The 15358-nt window shown below is 61.7% G+C and carries 13 protein-coding genes; 8 read left to right on the forward strand and 5 right to left on the reverse strand.

What is annotated here, in order from left to right; all coding sequences use genetic code 11:
- The coding region (locus ACOVQ0_RS06830; protein ID WP_421881928.1) for an NAD(P)-dependent oxidoreductase at positions 1-1027 on the forward strand (1027 nt) is incomplete at its 5' end.
- Positions 1028-1247: 220 nt separating this feature from the next.
- A complete protein-coding gene (locus tag ACOVQ0_RS06835; RefSeq protein WP_421881931.1) occupies positions 1248-2375 on the forward strand; it encodes an ATP phosphoribosyltransferase regulatory subunit in 1128 nt (375 codons plus the stop codon).
- Between the two features lie 56 nt (positions 2376-2431).
- Here ACOVQ0_RS06835 and ACOVQ0_RS06840 read toward each other — a convergent pair whose 3' ends face one another.
- From ACOVQ0_RS06840 to ACOVQ0_RS06850, 3 genes are all read right to left on the reverse strand, one after another.
- Positions 2432-3382 carry a hypothetical protein gene (locus ACOVQ0_RS06840; RefSeq protein WP_421881934.1) on the reverse strand — a complete coding sequence of 317 codons (951 nt, stop codon included), beginning with the start codon at positions 3380-3382 and terminating at the stop codon, positions 2432-2434.
- Positions 3383-3579: 197 nt separating this feature from the next.
- A complete protein-coding gene (locus tag ACOVQ0_RS06845; RefSeq protein WP_421881936.1) occupies positions 3580-4524 on the reverse strand; it encodes an alpha/beta hydrolase in 945 nt (314 codons plus the stop codon).
- A 74-nt stretch (positions 4525-4598) separates the two neighbouring features.
- Entirely contained in the window at positions 4599-6770 is a 2172-nt protein-coding gene (locus tag ACOVQ0_RS06850) for a TonB-dependent receptor (RefSeq protein ID WP_421881939.1), read from the reverse strand.
- A gap of 186 nt (positions 6771-6956) precedes the next feature.
- On the opposite strand from ACOVQ0_RS06850, the gene ACOVQ0_RS06855 reads away from it, so the two are divergent.
- The 4 genes from ACOVQ0_RS06855 (at position 6957) to ACOVQ0_RS06870 (ending at position 11400) form a co-directional block, all read left to right on the forward strand.
- Positions 6957-8678, forward strand: a complete 1722-nt coding sequence (locus ACOVQ0_RS06855) for a hypothetical protein (protein WP_421881943.1) — start codon at positions 6957-6959, stop codon at positions 8676-8678.
- A 73-nt stretch (positions 8679-8751) separates the two neighbouring features.
- Positions 8752-10002 carry a glycosyltransferase family 2 protein gene (locus tag ACOVQ0_RS06860; protein WP_421881946.1) on the forward strand — a complete coding sequence of 417 codons (1251 nt, stop codon included), beginning with the start codon at positions 8752-8754 and terminating at the stop codon, positions 10000-10002.
- Complete coding sequence (locus ACOVQ0_RS06865) at positions 9999-10958, forward strand: glycosyltransferase (RefSeq protein ID WP_421881948.1); 960 nt, start codon at positions 9999-10001, stop codon at positions 10956-10958. Before ACOVQ0_RS06860 ends, ACOVQ0_RS06865 begins: the two co-directional genes overlap by 4 nt.
- Before the next feature lies 1 nt (position 10959).
- Positions 10960-11400 carry a GtrA family protein gene (locus ACOVQ0_RS06870; RefSeq protein ID WP_421881950.1) on the forward strand — a complete coding sequence of 147 codons (441 nt, stop codon included), beginning with the start codon at positions 10960-10962 and terminating at the stop codon, positions 11398-11400.
- On the opposite strand, the gene ACOVQ0_RS06875 is transcribed toward ACOVQ0_RS06870, so the two are convergent.
- Complete coding sequence (locus tag ACOVQ0_RS06875) at positions 11380-12432, reverse strand: phytanoyl-CoA dioxygenase family protein (protein WP_421881952.1); 1053 nt, start codon at positions 12430-12432, stop codon at positions 11380-11382. The genes ACOVQ0_RS06870 and ACOVQ0_RS06875 overlap by 21 nt on opposite strands.
- A gap of 50 nt (positions 12433-12482) precedes the next feature.
- Complete coding sequence (gene kdsA / locus ACOVQ0_RS06880) at positions 12483-13313, reverse strand: 3-deoxy-8-phosphooctulonate synthase (RefSeq protein ID WP_421881955.1); 831 nt, start codon at positions 13311-13313, stop codon at positions 12483-12485.
- A 179-nt stretch (positions 13314-13492) separates the two neighbouring features.
- Here kdsA and ACOVQ0_RS06885 point away from each other — a divergent pair, with 179 nt between their 5' ends.
- Both ACOVQ0_RS06885 and ACOVQ0_RS06890 read left to right on the forward strand, forming a co-directional pair.
- Positions 13493-14500: a KpsF/GutQ family sugar-phosphate isomerase gene (locus tag ACOVQ0_RS06885; protein ID WP_421881958.1), complete on the forward strand. Its 1008-nt coding sequence runs from the start codon at positions 13493-13495 to the stop codon at positions 14498-14500.
- A gap of 28 nt (positions 14501-14528) precedes the next feature.
- Positions 14529-15347 carry a 3-deoxy-manno-octulosonate cytidylyltransferase family protein gene (locus ACOVQ0_RS06890; RefSeq protein WP_421881961.1) on the forward strand — a complete coding sequence of 273 codons (819 nt, stop codon included), beginning with the start codon at positions 14529-14531 and terminating at the stop codon, positions 15345-15347.
- The last annotated feature ends 11 nt before the right edge of the window (positions 15348-15358 follow it).

Here is a 15358-nt window from a genome sequence, read left to right on the forward strand (position 1 = left end):
GGCCGATCTCGATACGCTGCTGGCCAAGGCGGACTTCATCACGTTGCACACCCCGCTGACCGATCAGACCCGCAACATCCTCAGCCGCGAAAACATTGCCAAGACCAAGAAGGGCGTGCGCATCGTCAACTGCGCGCGTGGTGGTCTGATCGATGAAGCCGCGCTCAAGGATGCGCTGGATTCGGGCCAGGTGGCAGGCGCCGCGCTCGACGTGTTCGAAACCGAGCCCGCCAAGGCATCGCCGCTGTTCGGCACGCCGAACTTCATCTGCACCCCGCACCTCGGCGCGTCGACCAACGAAGCACAGGTCAATGTCGCGCTGCAGGTGGCCGAACAGATGGCCGACTACCTCGTCACCGGCGGCGTCACCAACGCGCTCAACATGCCTTCGCTTTCGGCCGAAGAAGCGCCGAAGCTGAAGCCCTACATGGCGCTGGCGGAAAAGCTGGGCAGCCTCGTCGGCCAGCTCGCGCACGACAATCTGACCAAGATCGCCATCGAAGTTGAAGGTGCCGCAGCACAGCTCAACCAGAAGCCGATCACCGCCGCCGTCCTCGCTGGCCTGATGAAGCAGTATTCGCAGACCGTGAACATGGTCAACGCGCCGTTCCTCGCCAAGGAGCGCGGGCTTGACGTGCGCGAAGTACGCCATGATCGCGAAGGCGAATATCGCACGCTGGTGCGCGTCACGGTCAGCACCTCGCAGGGCGAACGCTCGGTTGCGGGCACGCTGTTCGGCAACGGCCAGCCGCGTCTGGTCGAAATCTTCGGCATCGGCATCGAAGCCGACCTTGATGGCGACATGCTCTACATCGTCAACTCCGACGCGCCCGGCTTCATCGGCCGCATCGGTACGCTTCTGGGCGAAAACAGCATCAACATCGGCACGTTCCACCTTGGCCGCCGCGAAGCCGGTGGCGAAGCCGTGCTGCTGCTCTCGCTCGACAACCCGGTTCCGCAGGACGTGCTCAAGCAGGCCTGCGAAATTCAGGGTGTCCGCGTGGTCAAGGCGCTCAAGTTCGCCTGATCCGCAGCCCAAGCGCAAAACGAAGGGCGGGTGCAGCAATGCGCCCGCCCTTTTCATATCTCCCTTCGTCATTGCGAGCGTAGCGAAGCAATCCAGAGCGGTTTGCGGTAGCGCTCTGGATTGCTTCGTCAGCTTCGCCTCCTCGCAATGACGAGGTTCAAAAGTGGCGAGGTGCCACAGGGGTTCGACATTTCCCATCCGTGCAGCTAAGCGCCCACCCATGACCGACGTCGATTCCAGCCTCCTGCCCGAAGGCCTCGAAGACCGCCTGCCTGCCGAGGCAGCGACCACCACGCGCGTGATGCGCAGCCTTCAGGATGTGATGCACGGCCACGGCTATGATCGCGTGCTGCCGCCGATGATCGAGTTCGAAAAGAGCCTCGCCGCGCGCATGGCGGGCATCCAGTCACGCCGCATGTTCCGCTTCACCGATCCGTCCAGCTTGCGGATGATGGGCCTGCGATCAGATCACACCCCGCAGATCGGCCGCATCGCGCAGACGCGCCTTGCCGAAGCCGCGCGCCCCTTGCGCCTGATGTATGCAGGGCAAGTCCTCACCATCAAGAGCGACGGGCTGAACCCCGCGCGTGAAAAGCTGCAGTGCGGTGCCGAACTGATCGGTGCAGACAACCTTGCGGCGGCAACCGAAAGCGTGTCGCTCGCAGTAGAGGCCCTGCAGGCCGCAGGCGCACGCGGCGTCAGCGTCGATTTCACCCTGCCCGATCTGGTCGATACGCTGGCCGCCAAGGCCTTCCCGCTAGACCCCGCCCAGATCGAAGCAGTCCGCCGCGAACTCGATACCAAGGACGCAGGGGGCCTGCGCGATGTGGGCGGCGAGGCTTACGTGCCCCTGCTCTACGCCACCGGCGAATTTGAAAGCGCCATCGAAAAGCTCTTCGCCATCGATGCTGGTGGAGCCTTGGCCAGCCGCATCACCGCCTTGCGCGAAATCGCCGCCAGCCTCAATGGCACCGCCCGCCTGACGCTCGACCCCAGCGAACGCCACGGCTTCGAATACCAGACCTGGTTCGGCTTCACCCTCTATGCCGAAGGCGTGCGCGGCCCCGTAGGCCGCGGCGGCACCTATCGCATCGCCGGTGCCGGAGAAGGCGAAGCCGCCACCGGCTTCTCGCTCTACCCCGACGCCCTGATCGACCTTCTCTCGGCGAGCGAGACGCCAGAAGACCGCGTGTTCCTCCCGCTGGGCCACAACCGCGAGGAGGCAGCACGGCTGCGTTCGATAGGCTGGCGCACGGTTGCGGCGCTCAGTGATGCGGACAGCGCGGAGGCGCTGGGCTGCACGCATGTGTTGGGGGCTAGCGGGCCTGAGTTGGCCAAACTTCCATAGCTGCTAATGTGTTTGTGAGTTAAATCGGACGCAGTTCGCGAGCAAATCAGTATGGTTCACCGTTTGGCGTACCGTTCAAGGAAGTCAATAATCTCATCCATGTTTGGATCACGCGGCGGAACTCCGGGAATCTCATAAACGAGCGTGTCCACTGCATTGCGATCATCGGCAAAAATTTTGTGCACCCCACATGTGAATGCTTCATCTACCTGTGGACACTCGGAACGATAAAACAGCATTTCGCGGGCATAGACTTGGACCGCATAATTGAGTTCGTCAGCTTCCGCCTTGTTTGCGACGAAGGTCACAAGCCGGGGCTCGACAGTATAGCCTCTAGGTCGAGTAAACAGCACACTCATCCAAGGCGTAAGTGGCACAAGCATCTTGGGATGGTGCCAGTGATCACCCTGCACCGTGAGATTGTGAAAAAAACCGTCGCCAAAGATGAATTCTCGCTCCGGCGAGAAAATCACCATCGCTTTGCCGCGACCACCAAGATTCCTCACAGCATTTCGTAGCGTGCGTTGGATATTGGCTCCGATTAGCGCATTTCGCTCCCGCTCCGGGAGCGGTCCGCGGTGTTCTTCAGCCAAGGCGACACCCTGCTCACGATGCTTAGGGCTGCGCGCTGCTAGCGAAATAAGGCATTCGATCATTGTTGCAAATTGCTGATCCTCAACGGGGACGGGGACAATACGCGAGCCGACCGACCGTTCAAACGGTGGACTGCATCGATCTAGAGAATTGAGCCAATCAATGATCATAGGGAAGTTGTTGTCAGCATTCTGGAATTCGGCTTCAAAGCTCGTGTCCCAAACACTTCCTACCGTGGGCTCGTCACCCAACTTTATCGCATGGCCATTTCCGATGACGCCGAAATTTTTCGGGACGGAGCGGCGAACTTTGCCGCTCGGCAAAAGCCAGTGCACTCCCCCCTCACCGTCAGCCCAATACTGCGACACACATTCCGGCCACCAGTGGTGTCGTTCAGATTTCAACTTGGCCATCGCAATAGGGTGCCTTTCAAACTTGGCTTTGGGAAGAGCTTGATCAGCAAGTGCACGATAAGGAATTGAGACATAGCCAGATGATGGCCCAATCTTATCTATTTAGAACTGAAAGCTGCCGTTCCTAAATCCACCTAAATCCAGCCCAAACACCCATCGCCCGCAGGTCGAAAGCATTCATCTCGATCCACCCAAACCTATCCCCCAAACACCCCCTTCAACCAAGCATCCATAACCGGCGTCGCAGCATAGTCCGGCTCGCCCAGCTTGCGGTTGATCTCGGCATGGCCCTGCAGGCCCTTGCCCGGAAAGCTGCCCACTTCCACGCTCGATCCGCCGCGCTTCAGCGCCGCCGCCAGCTCGTTCGCCTGCGCCACGCCATCCTCGCGCTGCACATGCAGCAACAAAAAGCGCGGCGCATTTGGCGCGGCGGCGTGGAGCGTGGGCGAAAGCGCCTTCTGCCGCGCCGGATCGGTGCCGAAGGCCTGTTTGTAGGTGTCCATCATGAACCGCCCCGATTGCGCCATCTGCTTGGGCACGTCATAGGCCGCGCCGTCATTGGGCATCACGCCATCGATATCGGCAAACGATAGCCCCGCCTTGCGCAGGTATTGCTCGTCAGTGCCCACCAGCGCCACCAGATGCGCGCCCGCGCTGTGGCCGGTGATGACCACGCGGCTGCGGTCGATCCCCAGCGTGTCAGCCCGCGCCAGCACGAAGGCCAGCGCCTGCGCCACATCGCTGGCCTGCTGCTCGACCGTGGCTTCCGGCACCAGCCGGTAGTTGATCGAGGCGAAGGCATAGCCCTGGCCCACCAGATGCCCCGGCAGAGCATTGCCCATCGCGGTGTCCTTCGACCCGCGCTTCCACCCGCCGCCGTGGACATAGAGCACCAGCGGGACTTTCGGTTTTGGAGCGATGTCGATGGTGGCCGGCACCCACAGGTCCAGCACTTGCGCCGGATCGCTGCCATAGCTCAGCGTCTGCGCCCCCGGCGCGCGTCGCTGCTGCCCCTCGCCCTGCGCGCGCTGCTCCATGCGCTTGGCTATCCGTTCGCGCAGCCGCCCGCCAGATTGCGCATCAGCCACGCCCGCAGAAAGCACCGCCACGCCCAGCAGCGCGGCCCAGACCATCTTCGCCATAAGATCACCTCACCGTCCCTGACCTCGCCCAAAATCTGCGCGCGGCCAGCTTTATGGACGGTGAACTGATGGCGTCAGAACCCGAAACGCACGCTCAGCCGGAAATCGCGCCCGAACAGCGGGGCCACATCCTTCAGAAAACTGGTGTGCCGCCGCGCTTCCACGTCGAAGATATTGTTGGCCTGCAGCATCAGCGTGGTCTGCGAATGCATGCCGAACGGCTTCCATGAAACGCTGGCATTGACCATCGTCCAGGCGGGCGTTTCCGTCTCGAACGTGGTGATGCGGCGCTGCGCGGTGGCGTGCTCCACTTCCACGCGCCCGCCGATCACGCCGCCGCTGGCCTCCACGCCGCCCAGAAAGCGCAATGGCGGAATGCGCGGAACCGGCCCGCCCCCTGCACCCAGCACGTCGGCGCGGGTATAATCCACCAGTCCGGTCAGTTCCACGCGCGTGTCGCCCAATTGCGCCAGCGTCACCGCGCCTTCGGCCTCGAAGCCATAGAACCGCGCATCGGCCTGATTGTACTGGAACACCGGCAGTTCATCCGCCTCTGCACCTGTCGGGCTGAGGAAGATGTAATTGTCGAACCGGTTGATGTAGCCCGAAAGCTCCACCCGCCAGCCCGCGCCGCGCCCGCGCAGCACCGCTTCTGCGCCAAGCTGGCGTTCCTTGCGGAAATCGGGATTGCCGATCTCCACCGCGCGCGTTGCGGCGTGGGCACCGTTGGCAAACATTTCCTCTGCCGCAGGCGCGCGTTCGCTGCGCGCGCCGCTCAACGCCAGCCGGAAGCCGCCGCCCAGATCCACCGAACCGCCCAGCGATACCGACAGCGAATCGAACGTCCGCTCCCGCCCGATCACGTCGGATTTCACATTGGTGTGTTCATAGCGCGCGCCCGCTTCCAGCCGCGCCACGCCCAGATCGAACTCCTGCAGCGTGAACAGGCCGAACTGCCGCGTCTCGTTGGCGGGGATATAGGCCTCTTCGCCCACCGCGTTGAAATTGCGGCTGAAATACTGAACGCCGCTTGCGCCCTGCCAACCACCCTGCGCCGCCTGCACCAGTTCGGCGCGCGCTTCCCAGCTCTTGTTGAAAAAGCTCGTGCCGATCTCGCCCGTCGATTCGATTTCGTCGTGCCGATAACTGGCCCAGCCGCCGCGCAGCTTCAGTTCCTTGAACGCGCCGCCCAGCGGCACCGCCCCGCGCACATCGACGCGCGTCTGGCGCATGTTCAGCGTGATGTCCTCATGCCCATGCCCGTCTTCGTGCCCGTGACCGTCTTCGTGGTCATGATCACCCTCGGCCAGCGCAGTCGCCTCTTCCTCTTCGTGATCGTGGTCATGCCCCACATCAAGGCTGTTCGGAATGCCATAGCGGTTTTCCAGATGGCTGACCGCAAACCCGAAATTCGCCCCGTTCTGACCGATCCAGCCCAGACCGCCTGCCACATCCCAGCGCCGCGCCGCCGTGTTCTCCAGCCGCCCGCGCGCCTGCGCCTCCTCGGCCACTTCACCGCCTTCTTCCGCCGCTTCCTCGCGCAGATGGTCGCTGAACACTAAGCCTCCGGTGCGATAGTCGCCCGATTCGAAGAAGCTGCCATCCAGATGCGCCACGAACCCGCCACCCAGCGGCGCGTTGACCGATGCCGCAACACTGCGCTCTTCCGCCGCCGATGCCAGCCCTGCCACGGCATCGACGTGCGGCCCGGCTTCCGGCACTTCCAACGGAATGCGCAGATCGCGCATGTTCACCACGCCACCAATCGCGCCAGAACCGTAAAGCAAGGCTGCCGGCCCGCGCAGAATCTCGATCCTGTCCGCCAGCAGCGGGTTCACCGCCACCGCATGATCGACCGAGGTGTTCGAAACGTCGAAGCTGCCGATCCCGTCGGTCAGCACGCGCACCCGTTCGGCATCCAGCCCGCGCAGGATCGGGCGCGAGGCATTGGGACCGAAGAACGTGGCCGAAACCCCCGGCTGCCGGGCCAAAGTCTCGCCAATGGTGGAGCGCTGCTCAAGCTGAAGATCATCGCCCTGCAACACGGTAACAGCGGTCGCCACCACCTGCCGGTCGCGCTGATAGGGCGCGGAAACGACGATTTCAGGCGATGGCAAACTATGCCCATCCCCCGCCTTCACAGCACCTTGCGCCTCGGACGCCTCATCAGCTTCTGCAGCAAACGTCAGGGGCGCCAGAGCCATGACACCAACGGCCGATCCGGCGAGCAAAGCGAACAAACGCATGAAATCCTGTCCTTTCGGAAACCACCATGCCGCGCGCGACAGCGCTGCGGGCTTGCCGGGGCTGATAACGGCAATCCTTAAAGGTGACAAGATATCATAACAAAAAGGGTGACACTGCCGACCGCTGCCAGATTGACCTTGGCCAACCATTGCGTTTACGGCCTGAACGACAGCGGGGGCGCAGACTTGACCAAGACAGATGATATGGGCGCGGTGCAGTCGTTTTCAGCCATGAAAGCTGCGGCCTTCCCGACAATTGTTCTGGCAGCGCTCGCGTGGATAATGGCCAGCGGCGCCACTGGCAGTAAAAGCCTTACCCTCTTTTACGTGCTCCATCAGGATCGCTGGCTGATTACCGCAAGCGCCATCATTCTTTTGATCGCAAGCGCCTGGAAGCTTCGCAGACCGGCCCCGCTTCCCGCCTCACGCTCTATCCTGATTGCCGTGGCGGTCGCGATGGCCGTCGCAGCGTTTGTCGGTCACTACGCCATCCTTTCGGGCCACGATGTCAGCCGCGATGAACAGATGGCCAGCTTCGATGCGACGGTCTTTGCATCCGGCCAGCTTTTCGCGCGCCTGCCCACGCTGTGGCGTGATCATGCAGACGCCCTGAACACCATCTTCATGTATCCCGCAGATCATCGTGCTGGCTGGATATCCAGCTACCTGCCGATGAACGCGCTGCTGCGGGCCGGGTTTGGCCTGCTGGGCAACCCTTATCTGGCAGGGGCTTTGTGGACCCTGCTCGGTGCGGTGGCGCTCTGGAATATCGCCCGAAGGATTTGGCCGGAAAAGCCCGAGGCGGCCACTGTCGCCCTGCTGCTCTACCTTGGTTCGGGCCAGATCCTGATTACCGGCATGACCGCCTATGCCATGCCAGCGCATCTCGCGCTCAATCTCGTCTGGCTATCGGCCTATCTCAGGCGCAGTTTGCGCGGTGATATTGCCGCGCTGGCGGTCGGTTTCGTCGCGATCGGGCTTCATCAACCCTTGATGCACCCGATGTTCGCCGCGCCTATCCTGTTCCTGCTGGTGCTGGAACGCTCATGGGGTCGCGCAGGGTTCTATGCCGTCGGCTATGCGCTGGCTGGCCTGTTCTGGCTCTATTGGCCGAACGTGGCATGGCAGATGCTTCAGGCCGGTCCAGATGCCGTCCGCCCTGCCGGTGTCGATTACGTCACCCGGCTTACCGAAACAGTGAAGCAGAACGGGATGATCGGGATACCGTTGATGGAAGCGAACCTGCTGCGCTTCTTCGCGTGGCAGCACCTGCTCCTTCCTGCGCTGCTGGTGCTGGGCCTCCCCGTTCTGCGCCGGGATCGGCTCGCCGCTGCCCTCGGCGCAGGCTGCCTGCTGACATTCATGGTGATGCTGATCATCCTGCCCTATCAGGGCCACGGGTTCGGATATCGCTATCTGCATGGCCTGATCGGCAACGCCATTCTTCTGGCGGTCTACGGGTGGAACAGCATCGACCGGGAAAAAGACCACTGGCGTGGCCTGATGACAGTCACCACGGCCGCAACGCTCTGCGTGCTTGCACCCATGCAACTGTCGATGGCCCAAGCCTTCTACCGCCCCTGGGCAGACGTATCCCACCGGATCGACCGGATCGATGCAGACTACGCCGTGATCGGTGACCACGACGTGTCGTTCGCCCGCGATCTGGTGCTGAATGCTCCTAATCTCGGCAATCGCCCTATCCGCCTCGTGCGCGAAGCGATCAGGCCGGATCTTGTCCGCAGCCTGTGTGCGTCAAAACCGCGCGTCGCATTCGTCGGCGCACAAACCCTCGCCCCGATCGCACATTACTTTGGCGAAACCGACAGCCGGTCTGCTGCGCAGAACAGCGCAATTCTGGCCCGCTCCATGCAACGCGCGGGATGCCGGATCACCGTGGCAGACTAGCCCATCACACTTTTTGTTAACCATTCCTGCCTACGAATTTCCCAATCCAAACGGTGGGGAATGCGTAATGGAAATGCTCCGAGCCTCGGCCTTCGATACCCGCGAGGCCACACCCGACGTCTCCATCGTCATGCCCTGCCTGAACGAAACGCAATCGCTACCCCACTGCATTGCCAATGCCCGCGATGCGCTGGATCGGATTGCCCTGCGCTATGGCCTCAGCGGCGAGATCGTGATTGCCGACAACGGCTCGACTGACGGCAGCCAGAGCCTGGCTCGCTCGCTTGGCGCCCGCGTCGTAAACGTGTCGCGCAAAGGCTATGGTGCAGCGATCATCGGCGGCTTCGATGAAGCCTATGGCCGGTTCCTCGTCATGGGCGATTGCGACGGCAGTTACGACTTTACCGACAGTGTGGCGATGATCGGTCGCCTGCTTGATGGCGCTGAGTTGTGCATGGGGTCGCGCTTCAAGGGCGGCATCGCGCCGGGCGCAATGCCGTGGAAAAACCGCTATATCGGCAATCCGGTGTTGACCGGCATCCTCAACCTGTTCTTCCGCACCGGCATCAGCGATGCCCACTGCGGTTTGCGCGCCATCCGTGCCGACGCCTATCGCACGCTTGGCCTCGACAGTTCCGGCATGGAATTCGCCAGCGAAATGGTGATCAAGGCCAGCCTCAAGGGCCTCCGCACTGCCGAAGTGCCCGCCACCCTCTCCCGCGATCTGCGCGACCGCGCCCCGCATCTGCGCCCTTGGCGTGACGGCTGGCGGCACCTGCGTTATCTGTTCATGCTCAGCCCCACTTGGGCGTTCGGGGTGCCCGCTCTTGCCCTCATGGGCGTCGGCACGCTGATCCTGCTGATTGCCGCACTTCACGCATTTGGCGTTCTTCAAGGCGAAGCGCGTTTCGGCACGAGTTGGACGATCCTCTCCACCTTTATGGTCACCACCGGCCACTTCGCCGCGCTGATGGCGCTGGCGACACACCTCTACGGTGTCAAAGCGGGCTTTCGCCGGATGCGACCATTGATCCGGAAGCTGGAAAACGTTCTCACGTTGGAAACGGCCTTGCTGTCAGGCGTTGGACTGATGTTGCTCTCGGCCTTGTCTCTCATGGGGGTGGGTATCTGGTGGGGTGCCCACGGATTCGCCGCCCTTCCCACCAATCTTCCCTTGCTTGCAGCGATCGGTTTAGGCGTAATCGGGTTCCAGAACGCGCTGGGCGGCGTCTTGATAGCAGTCATCGGTGGACATGAAACCCGTCTCACCGCACACAGCACCTCACAACCGGAAGCGGTTTTTCCGCTGAGCATCGCTGCATGAAGACTTGGCTGTCCGTCATCGTTCCCGTTCACAACGGAGAACACTTTCTGGAGGCAGCACTTGCCTCCGCAGCATCTGAATGCGCCGCATCCGAATACGGCCAAGGCATCGAATTCCTGATCTACGATTCCAGCGACGATGACGGAGCCTGCCACCAGATCGCAGAACGCTATTCGCGCCTTCTACCCTTGCGCTATCTTGCTTCCCACGATTGCAAACCGTGGACTGCGAAAACAAACCGGGGCGTAGTAGCAGCGCGTGGAACACACGTTGCCATGTTGCATCAGGACGACCTGTGGCTGCCCGGCCATCTGGCTGCTCTGCGATCATCGCTCGATCGCGCACCAACCGCTGCGCTTTCCATCGCGCCGTCGCGCTTCGTCGATGGCAGAGGCAACGATATCGGTCAGTGGAAACTGCCCTTTAATCAAGGAATTCGCGCAGGTTCTGCCTTGGCCGAAAAACTCATCGTCCAGAATACCATCGCCATTCCCAGTCCCATGATCCGCAGGGACGCATGGCTTGCAGTCGGCGGAATGGATGAAACGCTATGGTATACTGCGGATTGGGACATCTATCTCAAGCTCGCGTTTCAGGACGATGTGGATGTTAGGCCCGAAGTAACCACCAGTTTCCGCCTCCACGGCTCATCGTTGACGATGACCGGTCGACACGATGGCGAAGCGTTCGCACGTCAGCATGAAATCGTTCTGGCAAGGCACCTCCCCGCTCTCTCTTCTGGCAGCCGCATAAGACAGGAACCGCTTGCACGCGCGTCAGCCCGTCTCAATTGCACGCTTGCTTCGCTGTCAGCGCGCGACCGCGCCGATTTTCCGGCACTGCTCAGGGCGCTGTGGAACGTCGGCCCGGCCCGACTGAGACAATTGGTCCGCGATACCCGCATCATCGACCGCGTCCTGCCACGTCTACGACTGAACTTGGCGGGAGAGCTCTAAAGTGGCACTGGGAGCACGGATCCGTGCCGCTTTCGGTACATATGAGCCGCAGATCCTGCATTTGGCCCGCTATGGCAGCGGTTCAGTCCTGTGTGCCGTAGTGAGCAACACAGTCCTGATCGTTTGTGACATGCGGCATTATCCACTGGTCGTAGGCGTTATGCTGTCCCTGCTGGGTGGCAGCAGCACGGGCTATCTCTGGCACACAAACGTCAGCTTCAAGACCTCCGCAAGTTCGCGATCATTCCTGCAATTCATGGGAGGCGCGATAATCGGCCTGCCATTTGCATGGGCACTCTTGTGGCTGTTCCGTGAATGTTGGGTATGGCCCATGTGGCTTGCCGGGCTGACCACTACGATTATCCTGTTTGCCTACCACTACTGCAACGCATTTTTGGCAATGAGCGGCAACCGCATTCGCTCAATCCTGTCGCGAAGATAACGGCCCAACCGCCCGCCTCTTCCCCACCGGCTTCCACGGCTGTCCGATCCGCGCCTCGAACCGGTCGCGCAGCGCCCAGACCCAGCCGATGCGGCGTTCGGCAATGCCGGGCAGGCTCAACAGGTCGCCGCCCAGCCACGGCAGGAACGGGTTGCGCCGCGAATAGGACCAGATTTCCACCCGCTCGCCGGGCCGAACGGCAAGGCCGCGTGCATGGAAGCCCACCGTATCGGCCACCACCAGCGTGTTCGCGGGCACCGCAAGCCCTTCGGGTTCGGGCAGGTTCATCGCCTTCAGGTCGTCAGCACTGACTCGTGGTGATCCGCGTGCCGAAAGACGATCGATCGCCTGTGGGTCGGCAAGGCTGCGCTGGTGTTCCCACGCCAGCCGCTCGGGCGTAAAGCGGTGCGATCCGCGCACATAGGTGAACGGACCTTCGTCCGCCGCCACATCGTTCAGGAAAAGCCACGACTTCAACGACGAATGAAAGCTGTCTGCATGGATCGTCTCCTGCGGGTCCGGCTCGTTGCCGTCCACATGGCTGACGATGGTCTGGACATAATGCAGCGGTGTCGTGCGAAAACCCGCAACATAGTGCAGCAAGGCCACGATATCGGGCCGCGCCAGCAATTGCCCCAGCGCCGGAATCGCCGCCAGCATTGCCGGATCAATCGCCATGCGCCGGGTGATGGCATCGCCCTGCCGCATCTCGCGTGCAGGCGCTTCATGGCGCAGAATCGCCTCACGCAGAGCCGGAAAGTCCTGAGGCGGCACAATATCGCGAATCGCCACAAAGCCATCGCGGTCAAACGCCTCGCGCCAATCCGCCCGCACCCGCCGCGCCAATCGCCGCCTGCGCCACCGGTTCATGGCATCGGCCAGCCGCACCCGCCCCACATGCAGCCCGCGCTGATTGAGCCGCCGCGAACCGATCAACGGATTGTCGAGAAAACTCTTCGCCCCGGTAAGCAGTTGCAATGCCCAGATCGGAGCAAACGCAACTCTGGCAATACCACGTCTGGCAGCATTCATCGCCAAGCCAAACTCCCGGCCAATCCCATCTGCTCCCGCATGGTTGCGAACTAGGCCTGCTTCACCACAGCGTCAATTGCCAGAAGCCGTGCCACCAGCGGCTCGAACTGGTCCAGCGGCAGCGCGTTCGGTCCGTCGGACATGGCCTTGTCGGGATCGGGATGCGTTTCCATGAACACGCCTGCGACTCCTGCCGCTACGGCCGCCCGCGCCAGCAAGGGCACATATTCGCGCTGTCCGCCAGAACGCTCGCCCAGACCGCCCGGTTGCTGAACCGAATGCGTGGCATCGAAAATCACCGGGCAGCCGGTTTCGGCCATGATCGCAAGGCCCCGCATGTCGGAAACAAGCGTGTTGTATCCGAACGATGTGCCACGATCGCACAGCATGAAAGCATCGGGATCATGGCCCGCTGCCACTGCCGCATTGCGCGCCTTGGCGGCAACTTGCCGCATATCGGCAGGCGCCATGAACTGCGCTTTCTTGATGTTCACGGGCTTGCCCGATGCCGCCACCGCAGCGATGAAATCGGTCTGGCGCGCAAGGAAGGCAGGCGTCTGAAGCACGTCAACCGCCTGCGCCACCGCTTGCACCTGCTCGCGTTCATGAACATCGGTCAACACGCGCAGGCCCGTCTCAGTGCGGACCTTCTCCAGAATGCGAAGACCTTCATCCATTCCCGGCCCCCGGAACGATTTGTCGGATGAACGGTTCGCCTTGTCGAACGAACTCTTGAAAATCAGCGTAAGCCCAAGTCTTTGACTTATCTTTGACAATCGCTCGGCAACTGACAACGTGTGATGCTCGCTCTCGATCACGCAAGGACCGGCAATGATGAAAAGCGGCGTGTCGCCACCAATTTTTCGTCCAAACAGGAGCATTTTTGATCCTATTGCAGTGCAAAACGGTTGGTATTCGCCCGGCCAGTGAACTAAAGCCCTGACGATAATTCGGGCGCTCCCATTGGCTTAGTTTCGGGCATCACGCAATCGGCAGGCATTCAGCAACCTTGCTCTCCGATTAATCGCCCATACATCAAAACGAATGGATACGCCGTCTTATGGCCGCTACGAACGTAAAGATGAACGCTGATTTCTTTGCGTCGGGTTTCACCCATTCTGCGCTCAAAACGGTTGAAACCGAAATTCAGGGCTTGCAGGCTTTACAAGCCGCACTGGAAAAGCCTGCGTTCCGCAACGCGCTTGACCGGGCGATTCTGGCGATGGCACGCACAAAGGGCCGCGTCATCGTCAGCGGCATGGGGAAAAGCGGCCTTGTCGGTCGCAAGATTGCAGCCACCTTGCGCTCCACCGGAACGCAGGCACTCTTTCTTCATCCCGGTGAAGCCAGCCACGGCGATCTCGGCCTTGTTTCCGAAGACGATGTGGTGTTCGCAATCACCTGGTCGGGTGAAACCAGCGAGTTGCAGGATATATTTCACTACTGCAACCGCTTCGGCGTGACGCTGATCGTGGCAACCGCATGGCCCGAAAGCACGGCTGCACAAGCGGCCGATATCTGCCTTGCACTGCCCCTCGTCCGGGAAGCCTGTCCGAACGATCTTGCCCCCACTACGTCCACCACGCTACAGATCGTGCTCGGAGACATGCTCGCCGTTGCCTTGATCGAGGCACGCGGGTTCAGCCCTTCGGATTTCCGGGTGTTTCATCCCGGCGGAAAGCTCGGTGCACAACTTCTCGCCGTCAGCCACATCATGGGGACCGACGGCGCGATCCCCAAGGTCGGACGCGATGCCACGCTCAGTCTCGCCACGATCGAGATGAGCCGCAAACGCTATGGTGCCACGGCTGTCGTGGATGAAGACGAACGCCTGATCGGCGTGTTCACCGATGGCGATCTGCGGCGCTGCATCGCGGTTCACGACCTGCAGGACCGTATCGAACAGCACATGTCGCCTAACCCCATCGTCGTCACGCCGGATACGCTGTGCACCGATGCCTTACGAATCATGAACGAAAACGCCGTCTCGGTGGTCTTTGTCGTAGACGGTCAAACGCTGGCCGGTGTGGTGCATATGCACGACATCGTAAGGGCGGGGATTGTCTGATAGCGGACCATCCGCCAAGACTGCTGCAATGGACGTTTCCCAGGATCTGATTGTTGTCCCGGCCCGCTACGCTTCCAGCAGGTTGCCGGGAAAGCCGCTTATGGCCCTTGCCGGGCGCTCCCTACTCGAACGGGTTGTCGCCAATGCGCGGATCGCCGCTGCAGAAGCTGGCAACTGCTCGGTCATTGTCGCAACTGACGATGCGCGCATCGCCGATCATGCGGCCAGCCTCGGCGTTGATTGCGCACTGACAGCAACACATCTCGATTCCGGCACGGTCCGCGCGCAGTCGGCAGCACGGCAATTGTCCACTCCACCAGCACGCGTGATCAACCTCCAAGGTGATGCGCCGTTCATACCGCCGTCGATCATTGCGGATATGCTGCGGGAATTGCGCGCTTCTGCTGCCGATGTCGTCACTCCGGTGTTCCAACTCGGCTGGGATCGGCTGGATCGCCTGCGTGACCACAAACGCACTGCCCCGTTCAGCGGCACTACCTGCATTCGCGCAACCGACGGCCGCGCTCTGTGGTTCTCGAAGGCCATCATTCCCGCGCTGCGTGGTGAAGCGGCCTTACGCGATGTCTCACCGATGTCGCCAGTGTGGCAGCATCTGGGTCTCTACGGATATACGCTTGCCGCGCTCGACTGGTTCGCCGCCGCGCCACCCGGTCACTACGAAGCGCTGGAAAGCCTAGAACAACTGCGCTTCCTCGAAAGCGGCTGGCGCATCCAGACGATTGGAGTCGAAGTGCCTGAACACCTGCTGTCAGGCATCGACACGCCGCAGGATCTTGCGCGCGCCGAAGAAGCCATTACCCGCTTCGGCGATCCTTTCCCGGCCTGAAGCAGAACAAC

It is taken from the genome of Novosphingobium sp., from assembly GCF_049240505.1.
GTDB lineage: Bacteria > Pseudomonadota > Alphaproteobacteria > Sphingomonadales > Sphingomonadaceae > Novosphingobium.